This is a genomic window from Ruficoccus sp. ZRK36 (genome assembly GCF_019603315.1).
GTDB lineage: Bacteria > Verrucomicrobiota > Verrucomicrobiia > Opitutales > Cerasicoccaceae > Ruficoccus.
In genome coordinates this window covers 2,355,942-2,382,168 of sequence record NZ_CP080649.1, presented here as the reverse complement: position 1 = coordinate 2,382,168, position 26,227 = coordinate 2,355,942, and the positions used below count along the sequence as shown (strand labels likewise).

Below are 26,227 nucleotides of genomic sequence, written 5' to 3'. Positions count from 1 at the left end.
TGATTAATGGCCTTACTTGTACGAACGGGTCGTGAACTTCACTTCCTCGTAGACGAGCTCTTCCTTGTGAAGGACAGGTGCCTTGTCGTCACCCTGATATTCCCACACACCGACAAACGCGAAGTCGTCGTCGTTACGGACAGCCTCACCCTCGGGGCTCTGGTGCTCCGAGCGGAAGTGACCACCGCAGGACTCGTCGCGCATGAGCGCGTCGCGGCACATAAGCTCGCCAAACTCCAGGAAGTCGGCGATGCGACCGGCGCGTTCCAGCTCCTGGTTGAGCTCGGCTTCGCCACCGACGACCTTGACGTTCTCCCAGAACTCCTTGCGAAGCTCGGGGATGATCTCGATCGCCTTCTTGAGGCCGGCCTCGTCGCGGGCCATCCCGCAGTACTGCCACATGATGTCGCCGAGGCGCTTGTGCAGGCTGCGCGGGCTTTCCTTACCCTTGATGCTGAGCAGGCGGCTGATCTTGGCCTTAACCTCGTCTTCAGCTTCGGCAAAGCCGGGAGCGTCGCTCTTGACCGTACCGGCGGAGTGGATACCGCAGCGGCCCAGGTAGTCACCCACCGTGTAGGGCAGCACGAAGTAACCGTCGGCCAGCCCCTGCATGAGGGCGGAGGCACCGAGGCGGTTGGCACCGTGGTCGGAGAAGTTAGCCTCACCACCGACGAACAGGCCGGGGATGTTGCTCTCCAGGTTGTAGTCCACCCAGAGACCACCCATCGTGTAGTGGACGGCCGGGTAGATCATCATCGGCGTCTTGTACGGGTTGGCCGCTGTGATGCGGTTGTACATTTCGAAGAGGTTGCCGTAACGCTCGGCGATGACGTTTTCACCCAGGCGGTTGATGGCATCGCGGAAGTCCAGGAACACGCCCAGGCCACTGCCGGGGGCGATCCCGCGACCGTCGTCACAGGCTTCCTTGGCCGAGCGCGAGGAGATGTCGCGCGGGGCGAGGTTACCGAAGCTCGGGTACTTGCGCTCCAGGTAGTAGTCGCGTTCGTCCTCAGAGAGGCTGCCCGGATCGAGCTCGCCCTTGCGGATCTTTTCAGCGGCTTCCTTGCTCTTGGGCACCCAGATGCGGCCGTCATTACGGAGCGACTCGGACATCAGGGTCAGCTTGCTCTGCTGGTCACCGTGGACCGGGATACAGGTCGGGTGAATCTGCGTGTAGCAAGGGTTGGCGAAACCGGCGCCGCGCTTGTAGGCACGGTAGGCAGCGGTGACGTTACAGCCCTGAGCGTTGGTCGAAAGGAAGAAGGTGTTACCGTAACCACCCGTGCAGAGAACGACACAGTCGGCGGCCCAGCGCTCAATCTTGCCGTTGACCATGTTACGGGTGATGATGCCCTTGGCGTGGCCGTCGACGAGGACGAGGTCCAGCATTTCGTGGCGGTTGTACATCTTCACCTGCCCCAGGCCGATCTGGCGGCTCAGCTGCTGGTATGCACCGAGCAGGAGCTGCTGGCCGGTCTGGCCACGGGCGTAGAACGTACGGGAGACCTGCGCGCCACCGAAGGAGCGGTTGTCGAGCATGCCACCGTATTCACGGGCAAAGGGAACGCCCTGCGCCACCATCTGGTCGATGATGTTGTTGCTGACTTCAGCCAGGCGGTAGACGTTCGCTTCACGGGAGCGGTAGTCACCGCCCTTGATCGTGTCGTAGAAGAGGCGGTAAACGCTGTCACCGTCGTTCTGGTAATTCTTGGCAGCATTGATCCCGCCCTGAGCGGCGATCGAGTGCGCGCGGCGCGGGCTGTCCTGATAGCAGAAGCAGGAAACCTGGTAGCCCTGCTCACCCAGCGAGGCGGCAGCGGCACCACCGGCGAGACCGGAGCCAACCACGATCACGTGGTACTTGCGGCGGTTGGCCGGGTTGACCAGCTTCAGGTTGTGCCCCTTGTGATTGGTCCACTTTTCGCTCAGCGGGCCTTCGGGAGTTTTTGAGTCGAGGTTCATGCTTAGCGTCCTTCGTTCAAAGTTACGAACTGCGTGTTGGCGCCGGGGGCGTCATTGACGGAGACTTCGGCTGCCGGGGCTGCGGCCCATTCGGCTTCCTTTTCGGCGAGGTAGGTCTTGCCGTGGCCGAAGAACAGCACGGAAGCCGGGATCGACGCGAAGCCGATGAAAACGAACAACCCGTAGGCCGAGGCGAGGCACTTCAGGCGGCCGCGCCACAGTTCGTTACGAACGCCCAGGGACTGGAACATGCTCGAAACCCCGTGGGTCAGGTGCACGCACAGCAGACCAACTGCGATGATGTAGAAGATCGAGACGATCGGGCTGGAGAAGCCCTTTACCATCATTGCGAACACATCAAAGTACTCCAGTTGCATGTGGGCGACTTCCACCGGGGCCTGCCCGATGGTGGCGTTATAGTGCTCCGGCACGACGCGCACGGTGTACTGCAGGATGTGGAAGACGATGAAGGCCAGAATAATCAGCCCGCTCATCGGCATCGTACGCGCAGCGTAGTCGGATTCGCGGAAGCCCTGCTTCGCGTAGTTTTGGGGGCGGGCTTCCCGGTTTTCCTTCACCAGCAGAACTGCCATGGCGATGTGGACGACCACACACGCAAGCAGGAAGGCACGGATCAGCCACAGGGTGACCGGGGCTCCGGGCAGGTGATGCAGGTGGTAGGCATAGGCGTTAATCATCTCCGGGGGACCGAAGAACTGGAGATTACCCAGCATGTGTCCGAGGACGAATAACACCAGTATAATGCCTGATCCAGCCATCAGGTATTTTTTGACCAGCGAAGGGAGAATTACTTTCTTGGCAGCACTCATGGTTGTCGCGACTGGTCATGGGCGAATCCCATAACCTTTGCTTATGCTGAAACTTGAACGACACACCCAGTCGATGCAACCGTAGTAAAGCATGAATGCTTAATATAAGAACACTCCTTGCATAAAATCAGTTTAGCTTATCAATGCGCAGCATTAGCAATGCGAATGGGTCTCAATTCTATCTAGAGCCCAATTCCGACGTGCTCTAATGCTGATGCGGCACAGACCCATACGACCGCGAAAAACCTCTCCTTGGGAGCGACTTTATCCCCCTCCCCTGCCCGATTCGGAGCAGATTCGTAGCATTAGCACAGGCAATCAGCCTGCCAACCGCTGCTTGTGAAAAAAACTAATATTACGCCGTTATCCGCTATGGGGTAAAAACACGCCTTCTGACGGTGTAAACAGGGTCAAAATCAGCGTCGCTTCAGCACCGTAGCGGTATGAGCAGCGGTCGAGGAATCCTCGAACTTGGCGACCTTCCAGGATGAGTCTTCCTTTACCAGCGTCACATAGTGGCGCTCCCGTCGATCCTCGGAGCCGATATAGGTATCCTTCCCGGCGGGGTCGACGCGGATGTGGCAGAGCACAACGAGCTGTACGGTATTCCCGTCCACGGAGTCCTGCCGCCGCAAAAACTCGTACCAGGTCAGGCGTGGCTCACCCGCCAGATTATCCATCCGGGCATCATGCAGGGCAAAGGCCTGCTGCGCCTGATCCGAGCCGATCACATCCTGCACCCGCGAGCTGTCCCCTGCAAGTAGAGCCGAGACATAGCGCTTGTAGGCAATCGCAGGCTGGCTGAACTGAGTCGTCACGTAGCCGTAGAAGGCGTAACTCACGCCAGCGAGCAGCAAAAGCAGGATAAGTTTTTTAAGGGTCATGGGATGGGGCAGTTACAGGCTTAATTCATAGTGTAGCATTTTTTGTAAAAAAATCCATCGGGCTTTTTAGCGAATCCGAAAGACTAATTACGCCAAGCTCAACCCACTCTACACCTGAGAAGGAATAAGGAAAATCATCTAGACAACGTATACAAATGGTTCCCACGACAACAGATGATAATATACTATCACCTGAAGCATGGACCCTGCATGGCGCCTGTTGCGACAGGCTGAAGCGCCAACGTCCTACGCCCCCATCTGCTTCACCATCTCGGGGAAGTCGACGAGGCCCTCCTCGCCACTGGCGAGGTTGCGGAGCTTGAGTTTGTGCTGAGCGACTTCCTCCTCGCCGTAAATCAGCGCAAAGCGTGCCCCGGAGGCACCGGCGGTCTTGAACTGCTTCCCAAAGCCCTGCTGCTTGAGCGGGTGGTCGATCTTGAAGCCCTGCTTACGCAGAGCCGCCACATCGCGCAGCGCGGCGCGGCGCTCGGCCTCGCCACTGCCCACCACGACGTAGCCGTCGAGCTCGGGCTTGGGGTCGGGCAGCAGCTTACGATCCTCCAGAAGGTCACGCAGGGTCACATCCCCCATGCCAAAGCCAACGGCTGGCATCGGCTGGCCGCCGAGCTTTTCGACGAGGTGGTCATAGCGACCACCACCGGCCAGCGCGCGGCCCTTACCCACCGTCTGGAAGGCCTCAAAAACAAACCCCGTGTAGTAGGCCAGCCCGCGCACGATCCCGAGGTCCACCCGGATAAACCCGGCGAATCCCATCGCATCGAGATGAGCCAGCAACTCGCGCCACTGGTCCAGACGGGCCGAGACACGGTCACCGCTTTTGACGTCGCCCCCGCGGTCCGCGAAAAACGCTTCGACCGCTTCGAGTGAAGTGCAGGCCACGAGCTTCTGAGCGTCAGCCAGCACGGCCTCGGCAGCGGGCACACCCTTACCCTGCATCATCTTGAGCAGGGACTCCGGCGACTCGCGCTCCATCTTGTCGATGACGTTGAGCGCGCCGGTGGCGACATCGCCCGTCAGCCCGTGTTGCTCCAGCAGGAGCAGCCACAGGTCGCGGTCGCTCAGGCGCAGGACAAATTCCTTTTCGCTCAGCCCAAAGGCGCACAGCGTCGAGATGAGCAGCGCGATGGCCTCGGCGTCGGCCGCGGGAGAAGACTCACCCAGGATGTCGGCGTTGAGCTGGTAGTGCGAGCGCAGCCGGCCCTTCTGAGGCTTTTCGTAGCGGAAATTCTCGGCGATCCCGAACCACTTGACCGGACGCTTGATGCTGCCGGCCTTGGCGCCGACCAGTCGGGCCAGCGTCGGGGTCAGCTCGGGGCGCAGGGTCACCGCACGCCCGCCCTTGTCCTCAAAGTTAAAGAGCTGGCTGACGATCTCGTCGCCGCTCTTGGCCGTGATCAGCTCCAGCGGCTCCAGCAGCGGGCCGTCGAACTCCTGGAAGGCGAAGCGCAGCGCCGTCTCACGCCACACGCCAAAGATGTAATTGCGGATCGCGCAATCCTCCGGGTAAAACTCACGAAAACCGGGCAGAGTCTGAAACATAGCGCTCCAAAGCATGCCGCCACCGCCCGTTTGGCAACGGTAAAAACACGCTGCGCCCCCTGAAAACACAGACTTAAAAACGCCTCGCGCCGAGCGCTTTGTTTTGAAACACAGTCTCAATCAACGACTTATTTTCCCCGAACAGGTAACCCGTTCTTGCCTAAATGCCCCTGAGCTGGACAATGTTCTCCATGAAAAAGGCCCTGCGTAATCTATTCTTCGTCGTCGTTCTCGTTTTCATCGGCATCCAGTTTATCCCCGTCAATAAGACAAATCCCCCGGTCGAAAACGAACCGAACTGGAACTCCCCCCGCACCAAAGAGCTTTTCACCCGTGCCTGCGCCGACTGCCACAGTAACGAAACCGTCTGGCCCTGGTACGCGAAGATCTACCCCGTCTCTGCCTGGATCGCCCACCATGTCGAGGAGGGTCGCTCAGACTTTAACATCAACGAGAAAAACTACGGGCACGGCGTCGATGAATCTGCCGAAGCTGTCGAGGAGGGCTGGATGCCCCTCGAAAGCTACCTGCCCATGCACCCCGAAGCCAAGCTCACCCCCGAGGAGCGCAAGGAGCTCGCCGCCGGTCTGAAGGCAACCTTCGGGCTCGACTGATCCCGTGCCCTCCCCTGCGCCATCCAGCCGCCTGGCCGTAAAGGTCGTCCCCTCCTCCTCCCGCGATGCCGCGGCAGGCTGGCTGGGCGAGGCCTTCAAGATAAAGACGCAGGCCCCACCCGAACGCGGTAAGGCCAACAAGGCTGTGACCAAGCTGCTGGCCAAGTGGCTAGACGTATCCGAATCCTCGATACACCTGCTCTCCGGCGACACCAGCCCGAGTAAGGTTTTCCAGATCGACGGCCTCAGCCAGTCCGAGGTCCGCGAGCGACTGGACCAGGCGTGAGCTTTTGCGGGGCTACGCGCCCCGCACCCGCGGCAGGCTGATTGCTGGTCCAGCCGGACCCTGCACTTTCGATGCTGCGCATCGTGTAAGCGATTACGAAAATGAGCAGGACATCAAATCTGGGGCTCACCATTGATACTTGTGAGCTCGTTGCCACGCTTCATGGCATTTTCTCCTGAAAATGCCAGAGTGATCCAAAGGATCACAGGTGCAGGACTATGTCCTGCCTAGACCAGATCCACCGGGTCCACGTCGAGCACATCGACGATATCTTCGTCCATAGGAAAGTCTTTCCTCAGCGCGACGATGTCGGGGAGGATTTTCGAGACGTTGCCCACGAAGTACCACAGGTGGAAGCGGTAGGTGTCCTTGACCTTCTCCAGCGGCGCGGCGACCGGCCCGCGAATCTCCACGTTGTGATCAAGCTTCTCCAGATGCTCCTCCAGGCGGCGGGACCACTGCTCGGCAAAGAAGCCGACCTTTTCCGGGTTGCGCCCCCGAAACAGGTGCCGCACCAGATGCCGAAACGGCGGGTAGTGAAACTCCCGGCGCTGCTCCAGCTCCTCCTCGAGGAAGCCCTCAAAGTCCGAACGCCGCGCGTACTGGATGGGCGGGCTATGCGGCATAAAGGTCTGCACGATGACCTCCCCGGCCTTGTCGCCGCGCCCGGCACGCCCGGCCACCTGCACGAGCAGCTGGAAGGTCCGCTCGGCCGCACGAAAGTCCGGCACGTGCAGTGCGATGTCGGCATCCACCATGCCCACCAGCGTGACATTCGGGAAGTCCAGCCCCTTGGCCAGCATTTGTGTGCCGACGAGGATATCGATCTTACCGGTGCGAAAATCAGAAAGAATTTTCCGGAACAGATGCTTCTTGCTCATCGTATCTGTATCCAGACGCATGATACGAGCCCGTGGGATAATCTTCTGAACGGTCTCCTCGATCCGCTGCGTCCCGAATCCCACGCCCCGGTACTTCGAGCAGCCACACTTGGGGCAGCGCGGCGTCGGCCGCTCCTGATAGCCGCATACATGGCACTTCAGGCGATTATCGGAGCGGTGATAGGTCAGTGTCACGCTGCAGTGCGGGCACTCCGCCACATAGCCGCACTCCGGGCAGATCATCCGCGTGGAGTAGCCTCGACGATTGAGAAAGAGAATCGACTGTTCCTGCTTCTCGAAGCGGTCCAGCAGCTTGTCTGCGAGCATATTTGAGATCGTGGCCGCCCCGTGTGAGCTGAGCTTCTCGCGCTTCATGTCCACCAGATGCACGGTCGGCAGCTGTCGGTCGTCCACGCGTCTGCTCAAGCGGTTGAGCCGGTAGCTCTTGAGCTCGACATTATAAAGCGATTCCAGCGCAGGTGTAGCTGAGCCCAGCAGGCAGACGGCCTTGCAGAGCATCGCCCGGTACACGGCCACATCGCGCCCATGATAGCGCGGGCTCTCAGCCTGCTTGTAGGCCGGCTCGTGCTCCTCGTCTACGATGATCAAACGCAGGTCTTTCAACGGAGCAAAAATCGCCGAGCGTGCCCCGACCACTACCCTTGCCTCGCCGCGCGCCATCGCCATCCAGCCGTCGGCCCGCTCGCCTGCACTCAGGTGACTGTGCCAGACCACGACCTTTTGTCCGCGCTTACTCAGGCGTGAACGCAGCCTCCCGACAGTCTGCGGGGTCAGCGCCACCTCCGGCACCAGAAAAATCACACTGCCGCCCTCGTCCACCACACGCTCAAGCGCGCGCAGGTACACCTCGGTCTTACCCGAGCCGGTCACACCATGAATCAGATGCGGGCGAAACTCGCGCGCCTCCAGGCTCTGCTCAACGTCCGCCACGGCAGCCGCCTGCTCCTCGGTCAGCGTGACCTCCTGCGTCGGCAGCGCCTCATCCTCGGCCAACTCATCCGTGTAAGCCTCGCGGGCCTCATCCTGCAGCACTTCTTTCAGGATACCCTTTTTAACCAGGGCATCGCAAGAGCCGGGCGTCAACTTGAGGCGGCTGATGAGCAGTCCGCGCGGCACGGGACCGGACTGCTGTTCAAGAAACTTTACCAACTCGGCCTGGCGCGGAGCCCGGCGGGCCAGCGCATCCATCTCCTCCGGCGCAGGACGCTGTGCCAGGGCAAGCAGGCGTGTCGTCTTAGGGGCCATGATGGCACGCACCGGAGCCGGTACGATCGTCTCCAGCACACTCTCCAGACTGGCCGCGTAGTAGCGGGCGAGCCACTGCGCCAGCCGCAGCAAATCCGGCGTCACCACCGGATCATCGTAGAGCGCATCATGGACGAACTTCAACCGCTTGGGGTCGATCTCCTCCGTCAGCCCTTCGCATACCAGACCGAGGCGCGAGCGGTTCAGCAGCGGCACGCGTACCAACGCCCCCGGTCCGACGTATCCCTTGAGCTTCGCGGGCACCGCGTACGCCAACGGCTTTTCCGGCCCCCCGAAGGGCAGGACGTCGACGATATGCGCGGAAGGCTCAGCCATATCCCACCATGGCGAAAGCCGGGCGCGTCCTTCAACTCTATTCCGCGCGTTGCATCTACAGACATGAGTTCGGCAGGTAACGCCTGATGTGCAGCATCTAAGATGCAGACAAAAAAGAGCCCGCAGCGTGTGCTGCGGGCTCTCGAAAGCTAGGGTTGACTCAGATCTTAGTAGATCGTGGTCGATTCCTGGTCGAGGACCGGATCGTCACGGAAGCTGGTCATGGTTTCCACCTTAGTGGTGACCGTACCGGCGCTAACAGCCTGGACCGTGATCGAGCGGGTGACTTCCTTACCCGGGGCCAGGGAGACCTGCGGGAAGGTGACAGTCTGACCGGAGATGACACCGCCGGCGCTGACCGAAACGATCTTCAGCTGGCTCGGGATGATGACCTTCTGGCTGGTGACAGCGAAGGTTTCATACGAGGACTGATTCAGAGCGTTCAGCGTGTAGGTGGTTTCCTGGCCGATCTGGATCGGGTCGATCGAGTCGCGGATGCTGCTGTGGATACCCGGGACAGCCTTCCAAACCGTGCTGGCCGAAGCGGTTTCCTGGATGGAACCGGTGGTGGCGGTAGCGGTGTTGGTGGTGGTCATCGGGCGGGTGGCGTAACCATTGACCGTGAAGGTCTTGGAAGCACCCGGAGCGAGGCTGTCGATGGTCCAGTCGATCTCGTCAGCCGAGTCGTCGGTCTGCGGGTTGCCGCCCGGACGCCAGTAGCCCCACACGTTGCGGGTCGGGTCCATGGAAGGAACGATGGTCTTGCCGCCGGTATCCTTGTCCTTGACGGTAGCGCTCTTGAGCTGGCCTTCGATCACGAAGTCGTCCGGCAGCGTGTCAGTAACCACGATGTTGTTCAGGGTGGTGTCGCCGTCGTTGGTGACGGTGATGGTGTACGGCACGTCAGAGAAGATGTAGCCGGTAGCCGGGCCCTTCTTGGTGATGGTCAGGCTGGACTGCTGGACGAGGACCGGAGCGGTAGCAACAACCGGCTCACCCTGTGCAAAGGTCGAGGTGGCGGTGTTGACGAACTTGCCGGGCTTGTCGGCGGTGGCGACGACAGTCATCGTGGCGCTCTGGCCGGGATCGAGGGAGCCAACGTTCTTGGAGATCGGGCTCTTGGCGGTCCAACCAGCGGGAAGCTTGTCGGTGATCACGACATTGTCGGCGTAGGCGTTACCGGTGTTCTTGGCGGTGATCGTCCAGGTGGCGTCCTTGCCGAGTTCAACGGTAGCCGGGCCAACCTTGGCCAGGGTGATTTCGGGCTTACCCACGAAGATCGGCAGGCAGAGCATCGGATCGGCGCGGACAACGCTGCAAACTTCGAAGTTACCGATCTTGGAGGGAACCACGGTCACGGTGATGTCCTTGGAGTCGCCGGCCTTCATGGCGGGCAGATCCCAGCTGGGCATCCCGAACTGGTCGAGGCTGGCCTTCGGGTCGGAGCTCTGGTACTTGATCTCAGCCGGCAGCATTTCGCTCACCTCAACATTGGTGACGGGCTGCTTGGCCTTGACGTTGATCTTATACGTGAACGGGCTGCCAGCCATCGAACCGGAGAGGTACTGCTTGCTGACAACGACGAGGTCGTCTTCGTAAATAACAGACTTGTCGGCGGCCTTGGTGCTGTCGGCCTTGGTCTGGACAGCCTTGCCTTCGACCTGAGAGTAGCCGTGGACGTTACCTTCGGGGCCGGCGGAAGCATCAGGACCTTCGACGGTCTTGGTGGATTCACAACCTGTGAGGAATAGAGCAGCTGACAGTACCCCGGGGACCCAGAGAGACTTCAGCAGAGTGAGTGACAATTTCATCGCGATCTTTGTTTGATTTTTGATTAGGTTAAAAGAAGCCGAAGCACTAGGGATAGCACACGGCCACGTAATTAGCAATCAAGCCTGTGATAATTATGAGTGTCAACTCCCAAAATCATGATGCATAGCGGTCTGCGGCATGATCTGGACGTTGAAAAACCCCTTAAATCGACGAACCCCGTACACGCTTAAGCCACTCATTTTTAGAAAAAAACACTCCCCGAGTTAATTCCCGTTTGACCCCCCTTCCCGCTTGTGTCAATTTAGTCTCATTTAAAAAAGATGACGGCGTTAAGCGAGCAATCCGTAGAAATCGAAAACCCCCGGGATACTTTTAAGAAGTTCCTGGTCAGCAAGGGCTTGCGTGTGACAAATCAGCGCATGGCGATCTTTGACGCCGCCTTCGAGCTCAATGACCACTTTACGGCAGAGGACCTGCTGGACCGTTCCCGCCAGCTTGACGACTCCGTCTCGCGTGCCACGGTTTACCGCTCCCTGCCCATCCTGACCGAGAGCGGCCTGATCCGCGAGATCGACGTCGGCCACGACAACAAGTACTACCACTCCAACCGCCAGGCCCGCACCTTTCAGGCGCAGGTCATCTGCGAAGATTGTGGTAAGATTTTCGAGGTCGATGCGCCTTTCATGGAGTGGTACGGGAAAACGGTCTGTGATAAGCTCAACATGAAGCCCGATTCACAGCGACTGCAAGTCACCGCGCACTGCCTGTTCCGCGCCGACACCGGCGTCTGCGAACGCGCTGCCAAGTAAAGCCACCTGCTTTAGTCGCTTATCTGACCCGGCACTTGACTGCGTACCGGCCCTGAAGCACCTTTACTCATCCTTTCTTATGAGCGAGACGCTTGACTTCGAACCCTTGACCCTCCCTTCGCTGAACGGCCCCGAAGAGCCCCTCAGCGCGATTCAGGAGGAAATCCTCGCGCTCAAAAAAGAGCGCAACGCCGTCATCCTGGTTCACAACTATCAGATCGACGCCATCCAGCGCGTGGGTGACTACGTGGGCGACTCTCTCGGACTGGCCTACAACGCCGCCGAAACCGACGCCGACGTCATCGTCTTCTGTGGCGTGCACTTCATGGCTGAGACCGCGAAGATCGTCAACCCCTCCAAGACCGTGCTCCTCCCCGAGCTGGAGGCCGGCTGCTCCCTTTCCGACTCGTGCCCGGCGGACAAGCTCGCTGCTTACCGCGCGGCCAACCCGGACCTCTACGTCGTCGCGTATATCAACTGTTCAGCTGCGGTCAAGGCGCTCTCCGACGTCATCTGCACCTCCGGTAATGCCGTCAAAATCGTCGAGCAGATCCCCGAAGATAAGGAAATTCTTTTCGTCCCCGACCAGAACCTCGGCCAATGGGTCGCCCGCCAGACGGGCCGCAAGATGCGCCTGTGGCCGGGTAGCTGCTACGCCCACGTCCTCTTCACTGCCCGCGCGCTGGAGAAGGTCAAGGCGCAGTATCCCGGCGCACCCGTCGTCGCCCACCCCGAGTGTGTCGAGGCCGTCCGCGATATGGCCGACGAAGTTTGCAGCACCGAGAAGATGATCGGCTTCTGCAAGACGCATCCCTCGCGCGAGATCATCGTCGCCACCGAGACCGGCATGCTCAACCGCCTGCGCCGCGAGATCCCCGGTAAGATCTTCATTGCCGGGCCCACCGAGACCTGTGCCTGCAATGACTGCCGCTACATGAAGATGAACACGGTGGAAAAGCTCCGCAACTGCCTGCGCGACCTCTCCCCCGAGATCACCATGGAGGAGTCCGTCCGCTCCAAGGCCTACGACCCGATCAAGCGCATGCTCGACTGGTCAAAGGCGTAAGTGCTGTTTGCTTTTCCGGGCTGTGCAAGCCCAGCAGCGGATATCGCTCGCCTTGGCGCAGTGCATTCGCTAAGCATGCGGGCTCAGCCATGCTTTACTTCAGCGACGAAGACATTGATCAGTTAATACGCGAGGACCTCCCCTACCTCGACCTGACCTCCACCCTGCTTGAGATCGGCGAACAGCCCGGACGGCTCCGCTACATCACGCGCCAGCCCACGACGATCTGCGCCACCGAGGAGGCACGACGCATCCTCGAAAAGCTCGGGCTGGCCGTGACCATAAGCCTGCCCACTGGCACGCAGGCTGATGCGGGCACCTGCATCCTGGAGGCACGGGGCCCGGCCGCCGCCGTGCATGCTGCCTGGCGTGTCACCGGTAACCTGCTTGAGCATGCCTCGGGAGTAGCCACCCGCACACGCACGATGGTGGATAAGGTCCACGCCGTAAATCCGCAGCTCGTCGTCGTCACCACACGCAAGAGCATCCCCTTTGCCCGCAAGCTCACCATCAAGGGCATTCTCGCCGGGGGCGCCTTCCCCCACCGCCTCGGCCTCTCCGAGAGCGTACTGGTCTTCGACGAGCACCTGCGCTTCATCGGCGGACGTAGTGAATTTCTGAAAAAAGTTTCCGCCCTCAAGACGCAGCTTGGCGAAAAGCTCATCGCTGCCGAGGCGCACGACGTCGAGAGTGCGCTGGAGCTGGCGCGCGGCGGCGTTGATCTCGTCCAGCTCGACAAGCTCAGCCTCGCGGACACCCGGCAGGTCGCCGAGACCGTCCATACCGAGTGCCCCGGCGTCAAAGTCTCCATCGCGGGCGGCGTCAACCTCGATAACTGCGCCGACTACGCTGCCACCGGTGTCGACATGATCGTGACCAGCGCCCTGTACTTCGGCAAACCCGCCGACATCAAGGCCGAGATCGAAGCGCTCTGACCAAAGCCCTACCCGACATGGAGTAAGCGGGTTAGCACTTAGCCCTGCGCCCGGCTTCGCATATTTCATGAAAAAATTTGCTGTCCGTCTTGACGTTTTTCCATTTATCGTAAATTTACGATATACGATTTACCTATCATGCCTTTTCCGAATCACGACATCTTCACCCCCGAGCAGGTTGCCCTGGCGGACTTCGCCCGCGCGCTTTCGCATCCGGCACGGATCTCGATCCTGACCTTTCTGCAGGAGCACGGCCAGGCCTCCTGCGGCCAGATCGTCGAGGCCCTTCCGCTGGCCCAGGCCACGGTCTCCCAACATCTGCGCGCCATGCGCGAGGCCGGGCTACTGACCGCCCAGAGCTGCGGCCCACGCGTCTGCTACTCGCTCGACTGCGATAACATCAAAGCCTTTTGCCACAGCTTCCAGTGTACGCTCGGAACGGCGCAGCCTGAGGCCGCCGACAGCAAAGCAAGCGCCACTCACTAAGAAGCCTGTCAGGCTCAAACAACCCTTTAAAATACCAATCGAATAATAGCCATGAGTGAAACTGCCCAATCCCCCTCTACGCAAAAACTTCGCATCGTCATCATCGGTGGCGTAGCCGGTGGCGCATCCGCCGCTGCCCGTGCCCGTCGCCTGAACGAGGACGCCGAGATCATCCTGATCGAGCGCGGCCCGGACGTATCCTTCGCCAACTGCGGCCTGCCCTACCACATCGGTGGCGAGATTCAGGACCGCAGCAAGCTCGCCGTGCAGACCCCCGAGTCGCTCAAGAGCATGCTCCGCCTCGACGTGCGCAACCGCACCGAGGCCACCGCCATCGACTGCGAGGCCCACACCGTCCATGTGCGCAGTGTCGAAACCGGCGCCGAGGAAGACCTCGCCTACGACAAGCTGATCCTCTCCCCCGGCGCCTCCCCGCTCACCCCGCCGCTGCCCGGCATCGACCTGCCCGGCATCTACACGCTGCGCAACCTTCAGGACATGGACCGCATCAAGGAGGCCGCCTCCGATGCTCGCCACGTGGCCATCATCGGCGCGGGCTTCATCGGTCTCGAAATGGCCGAGCAGCTCGTCCACCTCGGCAAGAATGTCTCGCTGGTCGAGCTCGTTGACCAGGTCCTGCCACAGATGGATAAGGACATGGTCCAGGCCGTGCAGGAGGAGCTCCGCGAAAACGGTGTCCAGCTCGTCCTCGGGGACGGCATTGACGGCTTTGAAAAGGTCGGCGACGGCCTCCGCGCCAAGCTCAAGTCCGGCCAGAAACTCGAAACGGACATGGTCATCCTCTCCATCGGCGTGCGCCCCGAGAACGCCCTCGCCAAGGCCGCCGGTCTGGAGCTGGGGCAGCGCGGCCACATCGTCGCCAACGGCTACATGCAGAGCTCTGACCCGGACATTTACGCCATCGGTGATGCCTCCGAGACGACCGACCCGATCATCGGCGGGCCCGTCGCCATCGCCCTCGGTGGCCCCGCCAATCGCCAGGGCCGCACCGCCGCCGACCACATTATGCTCGGGGGCCAGGCCCAGCCCTATCCCGGCTCCATCGGCACCTCCATCGTGCGCGTCTTCGATGTCGCCGCCGGCGTCACCGGCTACACGGAGAAGCGCCTCCAGCAGGCCGGTGTCAAATACGGCAAGACCATCGTGAGCGACTTCAACCACGCCGGGTACTATCCGGGTGCCACCCACCTCACCCTCAAGCTCATCTGGGACGAGGCCGACGGCCGCATCCTCGGCGGGCAGGCCTTTGGCCCCGACGGTGTGGACAAACGCCTCGACGTGCTCGCCACCGCCATCAAGGGCAAGCTCACCGTAAGCGACCTCGAGCACCTGGAGCTGGCCTACGCCCCGCCCTTTGGCTCAGCCAAGGACCCAGTCAATGTCGCGGCCTTCTCCGCCGGCAACATCCGCTCAGGCTTCGTCAAGCCCCTGTATTCACTTTCGGATACACCTGACAACGCCCAGCTCGTGGACGTACGCCCGGCCGAGATGGTCGCCCTCAAGCCCTTCCCCGGCGCGGTCAATATCCCCTTCCCGCAGCTGCGCGGTCGCCTCAGCGAGCTCGACAAGACCCGCCCCGTGGTCACGATCTGTGCCCTGGGCAAGACCAGCTACTTCGCGGCTCGTGTGCTCGCTCAGAAGGGCTTCGAGGTGTATTCGCATGTCGGCGGTGCCAAGGTCGAGGCCACCTTCCAGCAGGTCGGTAAGGAGACGGACTCTTTTGACCCTACCGCTCCGGAACAAGCACCTTCCGGCCCTTCTTGCTGTGGCTCTGCCCCGGCCCCGTCGGTGAAACAGGAAGCCTCCGGTGGCGAGGTCGTGAAGCTCGACGCCACCGGCATGGCCTGCCCCGGCCCCATCCTGCGCGTCAAGGAAGCGGCCACTGCTCTCAAGCCCGGGCAGATACTGGAGGTCACCGCCTCCGACGCCGGGTTTAAGAACGACCTGCCCGCCTTCTGCCGCGCCAACGGCTACGAGTGCCTCGATGTAGCCAAGGAGAAGGGACTCGTCGTGGGTCGCCTCCGGCTCTCCACCGACGTGCTGCCCGCTGGCTGGCGGCCCTCTGGCGCACCTGCCCGCAATGGCGCCAGCACCTCCGGCCCGCGCAAAGGCGCCACACTGGTGTGCTTCTCCGGTGACCTGGACAAGGCCATGGCCTCATTTATCATCGCCAACGGCGCGGTCGCCATGGGCGGTAAGGCCACGATATTCTTCACCTTCTGGGGCCTCAACGTCCTGCGCAAGGACGCCGCCCCTGCCGTTGAGGGTAAGAGCTTCATGGACAAAATGTTTGGCTGGATGCTTCCGCGCGGCGCCAACAAGCTCCCCCTCTCGCAGATGCACATGGCAGGCATGGGCACGAAAATGATGAAGGACCGCATGAAGGCCAAGAACCTCCCCAACCTGCCCGGTCTGATGGAAGAGGCCAAGAAGGCGGGGGTGCGGCTGGTGGCCTGCACCATGTCGATGGACGCCATGGGCATCCGCGCTGAGGAGCTGATCGACGGCGTCGAGCTGGGTGGCGTGGCCGAGTTCCTCGGGGCCTCCGGCGATACCGGCACCAACCTGTTTATCTAGCATAGTAACCGGGCACTGTAGTGCCCGACCGATACAGTAGTTATACCGCGGGCGCAGGGAGCTTAATCTCTCTGCGCCTTGCCGGGTTGCACCCGGTGGCATTGAGGGGGACAAGTCCCCCTACGCGGCCCAAAAGGCCGCTACCCCGACTGTACGTGCAGACGCTACTTACCGGGGGCCTTGCAAAATCAGCGGCCGCATCTCGTCGCCACTCAGGCGAGTGCCAGCGGGCAGGTCAAAGCCGCTCAGGAAATCGCGGGCCGGGTGCATTTTACCTCCGGGGCGCTGCAGCTCGGTGATGCGCAGCACGCCCTCACCGGTGGCGACGTCCACCCCGTCCTTGGAGGCGGCTAGCACTTCGCCGGGAGCATTCGATGAGGCTGCGCCATCGAGCACCAGCGCCTGACGGACTTTAATCCGCGTCTCCCCCACTTCGCAGAAACAGCCGGGCCACGGGTCGAGCCCGTTGATGCGGGCGGCGAGCGCAGCGGCAGATGCGGTAAAGTCGAGCTGCCCGTCGGCTTTCTCCAGCTTGCGGCAGTAGGTGGCGGCGGCTTCGTCCTGATCTTTGAAGTCAGCGGTACCGGCCAGCAGCGCATCGAGGTTGCGGGCCAGCAGCGGCACAGTGGCGGCGGAAAGTTTTTCGCGCACAGAGGCTCCGGTATCCAGCGGATCGATCGTGACGGCCTCCATGTCGAGCACGGGCCCGGCATCCATCTTGGGGACGATGCGCATGAGGCTGACGCCCGTCTCGGCCTCGCCGCTGGCGACCGCGGACTCCACCGGTGAGGCGCCCCGATACTTCGGCAGGAGCGAGGCGTGAAAATTCACGTACCCCAGCGCAGGCGCGGCCAGCAGACGCTTACGCAGGATGTGCCCGTAGGCCATGACGAGGACCAGCTCCACGCCCTGAGCCTCCAGCCACTCGGCCTCGGCGGCTCCGGGCTTCTCCGGCTGCAGCAGCGGCAGCCCCAGCTCCTGCGCGGCGGCAGCGAGCGGGTTGGGCTGGAGTTTTTTACCGCGCCCCTTCGGGCGGTCCGGCTGGCTGAACACCCCCGCCACCGCGACCTTGTCCGCCGCTTCCACAGCCAGGTATTTAAGCACCGGCACGGCAATCGCGTCGGAACCCATAAAGGCGACTCGGGGCAAAGATGACATGATTAAATTAACCGCAAAGGGCGCAAAGAACGCAAAGAAATACGTCGCGTGGGCAACAGCATCAATAGCACACAGTACACCCCGGCATGGCTCCTCCTTGGCTAAGCCATCAGCGATGCGCTAGCATCACAGGCCTACTGCTTCTTCTTGCGGCGGGGCTTGCGGTGGCCCTGGCGGCGGTACTCGGTGATGGAGAGCTCCTTGCGGTTAGAGTCGGGCTTACCGACGAGCTCGAAGCGGATCGGACAGCCGCTGAGCTGGAACTCCTTCTGGAAGCTCGACTCCAGGTAGCGGCGGTAATTGTCGTCAAAGCGCTCCTCCGAGTTGCAGAACAGGCGGATGCGGAACGGCCGGTGACCGGTCTGCACCGCGTAGTAGATCTTGAAGCGTTTGCCGCCGACCAGACGCGGGGCGCGACGCTCGAACAGCTCCTTGAGCAGGCGGTTCATCGGACCGGTGGGCAGATCGCGGGCGAGCGTCTTGTGCACGACAGCAGCCTGCTTGAGGATGTCCCCGACCCGGAAGTTTTCCAGCGCGGAGGTAAAGATCACGGGCGAGTCAGGCAGGAAAAACAGCTCCTTGCGGACGGCCTCGATGAAGACCTTGCGAAAGTCCGACTCGGTCTCGTAGCCCTTCGGGGGGTCACGCCGGAAGGCATCGCGCGCGTAGTCCCACTTGTTCACGACCATGACGAGCCCGACGCCCGCCTCCAGTATTTCCCCGGCCAGCTTCTTGTCGTGCTTGGTCACGCCGGTCATGGCGTCGAGCACGAGAAATACGATGTCGGAGCGGCGGATCGCCTCCTCCGAGCGGATGGTCGAAAAATAATCCAGCGACGAGCCAAGCTTACGCTTGGGCTTGAGCCCGGCGGTGTCCACCAACCGGAAGTGCATCACCTTGCCGTCCTCGGCCGTGTAGTCCAGATCGGCCTCGATGGAGTCGCGGGTGGTCCCGGCCACCTCGCTCACGATCAGGCGATCGGAGTTGAGCAGGCGGTTCCCGAGGGAGGACTTGCCGACGTTGGGCTTACCGGCGAGGCAGATGCGCGTGCGGCGCGGCTCATTTTTCTCCGACTCGTCGGTCTTGGGCTTGGGCCCGAGTATCTTGAGGATCGCGTCCTTCAGGCGGTCAAAACCCGTGCCGTGCTCGGCGGAAACCCCGCAGGCGGGCTTGAACCCGAGCGGCGTGAACTCCAGCTGGTGCGTGCTTGAGCCCTGGCGGTCCATCTTGTTCATCACCAGGATGGTCGGCTTGTTGTACCGGCGCAGCTGGTTGGCCAGGTCCTCGTCCACCGTGGTCATCCCCTCGGAGGCATCCACGACAAAGAGCACCAGGGTGGCGGCCTGGATGGCGAAGTCTGCCTGCTCCTCGGTCGCCGCATGGATCATCTCCGGGGTCATCTCGGGCTTGATGCCGATGCCGCCGGTGTCCATGAGCATGTAACCGCCCTCCGCAACCATCTCGGTGGCGAGGTCGCGGGTAACGCCCGGCATATCGTGAACGATGGCCACGCGCCGCCCGACGAGCCGATTAAAGATCCGGCTCTTGCCGACATTGGGACGGCCGACGAGGGCCACGCTACGTTCAAGGTTCATAAGTCTGTAATGGGTGATTTAACCGCAAAGGGCGCAAAGAACGCAAAGGAATTGTTTTTCTTATTTAGCCACGGATGTACGCAGATGAAACACGGTAAGAACCCATGCTGCATAGATCCCTCTCTGTGCCCTCTGTGGTTAATAAAAAACTACAGCTTCAAACTCCCGACATACCGCTCGATGGCTTCGGTGGCGGCGATGAGTTGCTCGTAGCTGTTGGAGAAGCTGGCGCGGAAGAAGCCCTCGCCGCTGGGGCCAAAGGCCGTGCCGGGGACGACAGCGACCTTCTCGGCGTTGAGCAGGCCCTGGCAGAAGTCCATCGACTTGCCCTGGAAGCCCTTCGGGAGCGCCGGAAAGGCGTAGAAAGTGCCCTTGGGAACGTGGCACTTCAGGCCGATCTCGTTGAAGCGGCGGGTGATGTAGTCGCGGCGGCGCTGGTACTGCTCCTTCATTTTGGCCACGCTCTGCGCACCGTTGACGATAGCCTCGACCCCGGCCTCCTGGCTGAGGATGGGGGCGCACATCATGGCGTACTGGTGGACCTTCATCATGGCCTCGACCAGCGGGGCCGGGCCGCATGCGAAGCCGAGCCGGAAGCCCGTCATGGCCCAGGCCTTGGAAAAACCGTGCAGGAAGATCGTACGCTCCTGCATACCGGGCAGGCTGGCGATGGAGGTATGCGTGCCCTCGTAGGTCAGCTCGGCGTAGACCTCGTCACTGATCACGAGGATGTCCTTTTCGATGACGAACTTGGCCAGCTTTTCGAGCTTGGTGCGATCGGTCACGCCGCCGGTCGGGTTAGTCGGAAAGTTCAGGATCAGCACCTTGACGCCCGGCTCCCACGCCTCGATCACCTTGTCCGGGTCGAGCGCGAAGTCATCCGCCGCCGAGGTGGCAATCGGGATGGCCTGCCCGTGTACGAGGCTCACGCTCGGGTGGTAGGAGACGTAGCAGGGCTCGTGGTAGAGGACCTTGTCGCCGGGGTTGATCACGGCCCGCAGTGCGATGTCGAGCGCCTCGGACACCCCGACGGTGACGAGGATCTCATTCTCAGGCTTATAGCCCATGCCGAAGTTTTTCCCGATGTAGTCGGCCAGCACCTGCCGCAGCTTGAGCAGCCCGCGGTTATCGGTGTACGAGGTCTTGCCCCGTTCCAGGGCGTAGATAGCGGCCTCACGGATATGCCAGGGCGTAATGAAGTCCGGCTCGCCGATACCGAGCGAGATCGCGTCCTTCATCTGGGAGACGATGGCGAAAAAGTCACGGATGCCCGAGCGGGGAAGCCCGGCCACGTGCTTGGCCACGAATTGCTGAGGGTCGTACATGATCGTTAGGTGGTTTTATGAAAGCGGGATTGCGGAGCGGCTCAAGTCAGGAGTTAGCGGAGAGTGGAGGGTGCTTTTAAACAAAAAAGGCCGCCGTTGCGGGCAGCCTTATGATGGATACGGTGCACGGGCACCGGCCTACGGGCTGACCGAGGGTTTATCTTCAGGGGCTGCGGCTCGCGCGATGAGGTAGCCCTGCTCCTTGTAAGCCTTGAGCATAAAGTGGGTAGCCGTCGAGACGACACCCTCCAGCGTAGCCAGCTTTTCGAAGACAAAGGAGGCGATACGCTTCAGGTTCTCGGCATGGATGACGAGCATCAGGTCGTAGGCGCCGGACATCAGATAGCAGGTCTCGACGCGGTCAAACTTGCTGATCCGCTCGGCCAACCGGTCAAAGCCGCCCTCGCGCTCGGGGCTGATCTTGACCTCGATCACGGCACGCACGACGTCCTCGTCGAAGTCCGGGTTGATGATCGGACGCCAGCCCAGCAGGACGCCCTCTTCCTTCAGCTTCTCCAGCTCGACAGCGACTTCGACCTCGGACATGCCGAGGACTTCGCCCATCTGCTCAGTGCTGAGGGGTTCGCCTTCCAGGAGGAGTTTTAGGACCGGATTCATCGTGCTGAAAAAGGGGTGTTTATGGACCTCTCCTCCCCCCTAAGCAATAAAAATCCTGAGCGGAGGCCGACAGATCCTGCCTCACTGCGGATCAAACACTAATGCGCATGGGAGCTGCCGGTATCTGTACTATTTCTGCGACAGACCGAGCAGGAGCCACCATTCTTCGAGCAGTTCTTGCATGAGGAGCAGTTTGAACAGGCACGACAGACTCCGTACGGATTACAAGCAGCCATCGGGGCGGGCTCCGAGGCAGCAGTCCCTGATGAACTGACCGCATAAGATACTCCAACCATCGCCCCCACAATCCCTATAGCCAATATAGCGATATATCGTCTGTTCATAAGAATGGCATGAATTAATAATACAAATAAGTCAATTCTGACATCAAACAGGCGATCGCCAACCAGCTAACGCCTCCGGCGGCGTTTGAGCAGAACCACCGCCACACCGGTGGCCGCGATCAGGGCCCAGGTGGAGGGCTCGGGGACATTCGCGTAGTACTGCGCGATGTCTCTGAACAAATCGGTCGGTAGGTGCGCGCCCTCTTCGAGATCCGCAGTGTTGATCATGATAACGACCATGCGGCCCGTCTCGGGGTCGACCATGATGATGTGCTGGTAGCCGAGAAACTCACCACTGTGGCCGAGCCATTCCTCGATCTCACCGATACCCAGCCCGTAGAAATCGTACTCGGGCCCGGAACCGTCGGCGGCGACCATCTCCAGCCGCAGGGCCTGCATGTACTCGTTACCCTCGCCGTAGAGCGAGGTCCCATCCGGTAATACGCCGGTAGCCAAGACCTCGGCCCAGATCTGCATATCCTCAAAAGTCGAGATCATCGCCCCGGCCCCGGCAGCAATGGACGGGCTGGTATCGGTTACATCCTCAAACATTTCCTCACCATCGGCGGCGTAACCATTCGCGTGGTCGCCGGTGAAAGAAATATCCGTCGGGTAGTAAGTGTTTGAGGACAGGCCGGCAGGCTCGATGACGTGGCTCTGCAACTCCTCGCCGAGGGTGTTACCCGTCACCGCCTCGACGATCATGCCCAGCAGGAGTGTGTTGGTGTTGGAGTAGGTCCAGGTGGACGGTGTCGCAGGCAGGCCGCGCGCGAAGTCCAGCAGCTCCGACTCGGTGTAGACGGTGGTCAGGCTCTCCTGCAGGCCAGCGATCATCCCCGGCGAGTTCGAGTAGTCGGCCAGGCTGCTGGTCATGCGCGCCAGGTCCCGGACCGTGATCTGGCTCATATCGCCAAACGCGCTGGTATCGTAGTTGAGGTTAGCCAGCGAAATGCCCCCCACCCCGTCAAACGCGGTGATCGGGTCGTCGAGGCTGATCAAGCCATCGGCGGCGAGCTGGAGGATGCGCGTCACGGTAAAGGTCTTGGTCAGGCTGGCGATCCGCATCTGGTCGGTGTACTTCATGGGCACCGGGTTCGGGCCGATCGTCCCCGACGCGCCCAGATCCAGGTCGCCGTAGCCGTAGCTGTTCGCGTAGACGGATGCGCCATTATCCCACACGCCGACGTTCATGCCGGGAATCTGCCCCGCATAGGTCCCGTAATAATACGTGTCGATGATCGACTGGATGTCGCTCGACTCCGAGGCTGAGAGTGGATTGGCCAGAAACGGGGAAAGCAGGAGCAGGCCCGAAACAAGACGGGGCCGCCGCTGCGTGCGCAAAAATGATAGCATGTTCTCGCAAAGAGACGAAAAAACCCGCAATGGCAAGCAGCCCGGACGCTTTATAAAACCTTATTTATACCCCGGACTTGGCCTCATACACGGCAGGGCACATGGCGCTCACGCTCAGGTAAAGTAGCCGCGCTGTTTGTCAGAGATGGGCAGGCCGGTCTTTTCCATCACGGCGAGCATGTCCTCCCAGACCTCGCGCTTGACCCTCATCGTACCCTGATGGAGCAGGTAGGAGGGGTGGAAGGTAATGATGGTCGGGATGCTCTCAAACTCGCACCACTGGCCGCGGATGCGGCGCATCCCCTTGCCCGCGCCAAAGCCGAACAGCCCGTCCACCGCAGTCGATCCGAGGGCGACGATCACCTTCGGCTGCACGATCTCGATCTGCGCCTTGAGGTGAGGCAGGCAGTAGGCCATCTCGACCTCGACCGGCTTGCGGTTACCGTAGGGCTTATCGTGCTCAGGCCGCCAGTTCATGATGTTGCCGATGTAGACCTGCTCACGCTTGAGGCCCATCGCACCGATGATCTTGGTCAGCAGCTCACCGGCCTTGCCGACGAAAGGTTCGCCCTGGACCTCCTCGTCCGCGCCGGGGGCTTCCCCACAGAAAAAGATTTCCGCATCCAGACTGCCGACGCCGAGCACGAGCTTTTTCCCCGGCTTGACGTGCTCATTGCAGACCGGATCGCTCATGACCTTGTCCTTGAGCCAGTCCCAGCGGGCCTGTTTATCCCCATCCGGGAGCGTAAACGGCTCGGGGGCGGGAATAGGCTTCACAAAGTCCGGCAGGCCGGGAGCCGAGGCCGCACGGGCGGGAGCCGCCGGTTTAGCCGGAGCGGCTTGTTTTTTCTCGGCCGGAGGCTCGGAGCCGGGCAGCACGATCCCGGTGGCACGCTCGCCAGAGTCTCGCACCGGCTCGGAGTACGGGCGGCGGTCGTTGGGGGCCTGAGCCGGAGTCGAGACCGTAGTCCCCCCCGAAAAGGCATCCTCCCCTGCCCCGCTGGCAGCGCCACGCGAAGCGGGAGCCTGAGCAGGCCCTGCCTCGGCCTGACGCTCAGCCACGGCAGAGCGCAGCGAAGCAAGCGCCTCCTCACTGACGGGCACACTGCTCAAGCCCTCCTCGCGGAGGCGCTTGAGTTCATCGACGACGGCCAGCAGTTCGGTGCGCATAGGTTGAGGAAAGGTTTAGCGCAAGCCGCCCCGTTTCAAAAGCCAAAACTCGCTTTCGGCCCAGGGACGGCTCACCACGCAGGCTCACAGGGAACAGCCGCGCCTACTCCTTGTTCAGCAGGCGCTCCAGATACTTGGCCAGCATGTCAAATTCAAGATTCACGCGGTCCCCGGCGTTTTTCTGCTGGAGATTGGTCACCTCGCGGGTGTGCGGGATGATCCACACCGCAAAGCCGTCATCGTGCAGCTCGGCCACGGTGAGCGAGATCCCGTCAATGGAGATGCTGCCCTTGGGAGCGAGATACTTGCCGGTGCCTTCGGGGATTTTGACACGGATGTAGATGTCCTTGCCGCGCTCTTCGAGCACGGTGATGGTGCCGGTCTCGTCGATATGCCCCTGCACAAAGTGGCCGCCGAGGCGGGCGTTGGCGGCGAGACTGCGCTCAAGGTTGATCAGGGAGCCGGGGCCGAGGTCCGCAAAGGACGTCAGGCGCACGGTCTGACCGAGCAGGTCAAAGCGCAGCGTGTCGCCATCGATTTCCACGATGGTCAGGCAGCAGCCGTTGCAGGCCAGGCTGTCCCCGATCTTGAGGTCGTCCAGCACCAGCTTGGCGCGGATGACCAGACGCCAGGATTCTTTACCCTCGGTGAAGGAAATGACCTCACCGGTTTCTTCTACTATTCCCGTAAACATGGATATTCGGTTATTCGGTTAAAATGATTCCGTTGCCCGTTATTCAGGTATCAGTTCGCGGCAGAAAGGTCGGGCTAGTTTAGCTTGAGACGCAGGACTTTTGTCTCGTTGTTGCGCTCCACCAGAAAGACGGCCTCACTGCGGCCATTATCGCTTTCGATATTGGAGAGGACCTGCTTGGCCTGGGCGAAGCTGTTGATCTCGGTGCCGTCGATCTCCTTGATCCAGTCTCCCGGCTGTACCCCGGCGGAGCTGGCCTTGCTGTTGGGCTTGATAAAGTCCGCCACCACGCCACCGACGCCCGTGCGCAGTTCACGCCGGGCGACACCGTCCAAAAGCAGAAACTCGCGGATGCCCAGCCCGAGGTCCGCGTAGTACTCGCGCTCGGCCTCTTTGAGGACTTTGGGCTGCTTACCCATCTCGACCTCGATATCCTTTTCCTCATCACCACGGATAACGGTCAGCGTGACCTTGTCGCCGATCTGGCGGCGCATCAGCTCGGTATCGACATAGCGCGGCATGATGACATCGGGGCGGAGCTTCGGCAGCGGCTCACCGTCGATCTTCACGATCACGTCCTTGCTCTCGAGTCCGGCCTTGTCCGCCGGGCTGGCCTCGATGATATCGCTCAGGACCACAGCGCCCTGCCCCTCCAGCCCGAGGAACTGCGCGACCTCGCGCGAAAGCGGCTGCATCCCGGTAGCTCCCAGCCACGGGCGCGGATCACCCATCGGGCTTGAGGGAACACGCTGGATAAACTCATAGAAACGCTCCACCGAGAGATACGCATTACTCTCGCGCAGGTCCTGCAACCCAACCGGACGCTGGGTCGAGCCATCGAGGATGAGCAGTTTTTCCTCCGTGCTGGGGCGAGCGCCCCAACCAGCGAAGCGGCCCTGAGCGTCAAACACCGGCGCGCCGGGCGTCGTCATGGCGCGGACGCCGAAGCCCATTTCCCACGGGAGCTTCTCCACCGCCGAGAGGCGGCTACATAAAAAGTACGGCATGAAGTGCCACGGCTTGCTCATGACCCCGATCCCCCACAGGAACTGCCCGGTCTTGGGGTCGGCCTTGCCCCACTCCGTGATCGGCGTGAACTGGTCCCGCCCCTCCTCAAGCTGGATAAAGTGGTTACCGGACAAATAATCCTGCCCCAGGTAGCGCCCCTTGAAGCCCTCCACATCCTGCCCGAGCGGGCGCACACGGATGTCCTTGAAGCGCTCCGGCGGCAGCCACGAGGGGATCGTGTTGTCCATCAGGATGATCCGCCCCTCAGCATCGAAGACCACCCCGATCGCCCCCACCGGATCGCGGTCGATCTCGTTCTGCACAAACAGCTCCACTGCCACCACGCTCTTGATCCGCTCGTCAAACTGAGACTCGAAGTTCTCCGGCAAGACCTCCGGGGCCGTCACCGCCGGGGACGGAGCCTCCTGCGCCACGACACGGGCAACAGGCAACAGCATGAACAGGATAGACAGACAGAGGAGAGACTTGCGCTTGGTGTGGGACATAGGCCCCACAGTCAAGCCGCCCCACCCGCCGGGTTCAATGCTTAAAGATAATGCCGGTGCCACAGGTGCAGGACATACGGGGGAGTACCTCCGCAAACGTACGAAATTCGTTTGAGCAGGCGGCATGCTTCGTTGCCCATGCCGTCGCGTTAGCGGCGGCATTAGTGATC

21 protein-coding genes are annotated in these 26,227 nt (G+C 61.4%); 7 read left to right on the top strand and 14 right to left on the bottom strand.

The window, feature by feature from the left end; all coding sequences use genetic code 11:
• Positions 1-12: 12 nt before the first annotated feature.
• The 4 genes from K0V07_RS10495 to hisS form a co-directional block, all read right to left on the bottom strand.
• The gene (locus K0V07_RS10495; protein ID WP_220621341.1) at positions 13-1,962 is read right to left on the bottom strand and encodes a fumarate reductase/succinate dehydrogenase flavoprotein subunit; all 1,950 of its coding nucleotides are present in this window, start codon (positions 1,960-1,962) and stop codon (positions 13-15) included.
• 2 nt (positions 1,963-1,964) lie between these two features.
• Positions 1,965-2,792 (bottom strand): succinate dehydrogenase cytochrome b subunit, encoded by an 828-nt coding sequence (locus K0V07_RS10490; RefSeq protein ID WP_220621340.1) that lies wholly within the window; start codon positions 2,790-2,792, stop codon positions 1,965-1,967.
• A 416-nt stretch (positions 2,793-3,208) separates the two neighbouring features.
• Complete coding sequence (locus tag K0V07_RS10485; RefSeq protein ID WP_220621339.1) at positions 3,209-3,676, bottom strand: IseA DL-endopeptidase inhibitor family protein; 468 nt, start codon at positions 3,674-3,676, stop codon at positions 3,209-3,211.
• A gap of 246 nt (positions 3,677-3,922) precedes the next feature.
• Positions 3,923-5,236: a histidine--tRNA ligase gene (gene hisS, locus K0V07_RS10480; protein WP_220621338.1), complete on the bottom strand. Its 1,314-nt coding sequence runs from the start codon at positions 5,234-5,236 to the stop codon at positions 3,923-3,925.
• A gap of 164 nt (positions 5,237-5,400) precedes the next feature.
• On the opposite strand from hisS, the gene K0V07_RS10475 reads away from it, so the two are divergent.
• Positions 5,401-5,850, top strand: coding sequence for a heme-binding domain-containing protein (locus K0V07_RS10475; protein WP_220621337.1), 450 nt, complete (start codon positions 5,401-5,403; stop codon positions 5,848-5,850).
• Between the two features lie 4 nt (positions 5,851-5,854).
• The gene (locus K0V07_RS10470) at positions 5,855-6,136 is read left to right on the top strand and encodes a DUF167 domain-containing protein (protein ID WP_220621336.1); all 282 of its coding nucleotides are present in this window, start codon (positions 5,855-5,857) and stop codon (positions 6,134-6,136) included.
• Positions 6,137-6,363: 227 nt separating this feature from the next.
• Here K0V07_RS10470 and priA read toward each other — a convergent pair whose 3' ends face one another.
• Both priA and K0V07_RS10460 read right to left on the bottom strand, forming a co-directional pair.
• The gene (gene priA / locus K0V07_RS10465; RefSeq protein ID WP_220621335.1) at positions 6,364-8,619 is read right to left on the bottom strand and encodes a primosomal protein N'; all 2,256 of its coding nucleotides are present in this window, start codon (positions 8,617-8,619) and stop codon (positions 6,364-6,366) included.
• Between the two features lie 167 nt (positions 8,620-8,786).
• Positions 8,787-10,430: a DUF11 domain-containing protein gene (locus K0V07_RS10460; protein WP_220621334.1), complete on the bottom strand. Its 1,644-nt coding sequence runs from the start codon at positions 10,428-10,430 to the stop codon at positions 8,787-8,789.
• Positions 10,431-10,712: 282 nt separating this feature from the next.
• Between K0V07_RS10460 and K0V07_RS10455 the strand changes: the two genes are divergently transcribed.
• From K0V07_RS10455 to K0V07_RS10435, 5 genes are all read left to right on the top strand, one after another.
• Positions 10,713-11,201, top strand: coding sequence for a transcriptional repressor (locus K0V07_RS10455; RefSeq protein ID WP_220621333.1), 489 nt, complete (start codon positions 10,713-10,715; stop codon positions 11,199-11,201).
• A gap of 79 nt (positions 11,202-11,280) precedes the next feature.
• Positions 11,281-12,267: a quinolinate synthase NadA gene (gene nadA, locus K0V07_RS10450; protein WP_220621332.1), complete on the top strand. Its 987-nt coding sequence runs from the start codon at positions 11,281-11,283 to the stop codon at positions 12,265-12,267.
• A gap of 89 nt (positions 12,268-12,356) precedes the next feature.
• On the top strand, positions 12,357-13,202 hold the full coding sequence (gene modD / locus K0V07_RS10445) for a ModD protein (protein WP_220621331.1): 846 nt from the start codon (positions 12,357-12,359) through the stop codon (positions 13,200-13,202).
• 138 nt (positions 13,203-13,340) lie between these two features.
• On the top strand, positions 13,341-13,688 hold the full coding sequence (locus K0V07_RS10440) for a winged helix-turn-helix domain-containing protein (protein WP_220621330.1): 348 nt from the start codon (positions 13,341-13,343) through the stop codon (positions 13,686-13,688).
• A gap of 51 nt (positions 13,689-13,739) precedes the next feature.
• The gene (locus tag K0V07_RS10435; RefSeq protein WP_220621329.1) at positions 13,740-16,286 is read left to right on the top strand and encodes an FAD-dependent oxidoreductase; all 2,547 of its coding nucleotides are present in this window, start codon (positions 13,740-13,742) and stop codon (positions 16,284-16,286) included.
• Positions 16,287-16,454: 168 nt separating this feature from the next.
• Here the strand turns inward: K0V07_RS10435 and fmt are convergent, their stop codons facing one another.
• From fmt to K0V07_RS10395, 8 genes are all read right to left on the bottom strand, one after another.
• Entirely contained in the window at positions 16,455-17,444 is a 990-nt protein-coding gene (fmt, locus tag K0V07_RS10430; protein ID WP_220621328.1) for a methionyl-tRNA formyltransferase, read from the bottom strand.
• Positions 17,445-17,578: 134 nt separating this feature from the next.
• Entirely contained in the window at positions 17,579-19,039 is a 1,461-nt protein-coding gene (gene der, locus K0V07_RS10425) for a ribosome biogenesis GTPase Der (RefSeq protein ID WP_220621327.1), read from the bottom strand.
• Between the two features lie 149 nt (positions 19,040-19,188).
• Positions 19,189-20,364 (bottom strand): aminotransferase class I/II-fold pyridoxal phosphate-dependent enzyme, encoded by a 1,176-nt coding sequence (locus K0V07_RS10420; protein WP_220621326.1) that lies wholly within the window; start codon positions 20,362-20,364, stop codon positions 19,189-19,191.
• A 138-nt stretch (positions 20,365-20,502) separates the two neighbouring features.
• Positions 20,503-20,982, bottom strand: coding sequence for an Lrp/AsnC family transcriptional regulator (locus K0V07_RS10415; protein WP_220621325.1), 480 nt, complete (start codon positions 20,980-20,982; stop codon positions 20,503-20,505).
• 410 nt (positions 20,983-21,392) lie between these two features.
• Complete coding sequence (locus K0V07_RS10410) at positions 21,393-22,679, bottom strand: serine hydrolase domain-containing protein (protein ID WP_220624090.1); 1,287 nt, start codon at positions 22,677-22,679, stop codon at positions 21,393-21,395.
• Between the two features lie 114 nt (positions 22,680-22,793).
• On the bottom strand, positions 22,794-23,849 hold the full coding sequence (locus K0V07_RS10405; RefSeq protein WP_220621324.1) for a uracil-DNA glycosylase family protein: 1,056 nt from the start codon (positions 23,847-23,849) through the stop codon (positions 22,794-22,796).
• A gap of 103 nt (positions 23,850-23,952) precedes the next feature.
• Positions 23,953-24,543, bottom strand: coding sequence for a riboflavin synthase (locus K0V07_RS10400; protein WP_220621323.1), 591 nt, complete (start codon positions 24,541-24,543; stop codon positions 23,953-23,955).
• 74 nt (positions 24,544-24,617) lie between these two features.
• Positions 24,618-26,057, bottom strand: coding sequence for a PDZ domain-containing protein (locus K0V07_RS10395; RefSeq protein ID WP_220621322.1), 1,440 nt, complete (start codon positions 26,055-26,057; stop codon positions 24,618-24,620).
• Positions 26,058-26,227 lie beyond the last annotated feature (170 nt).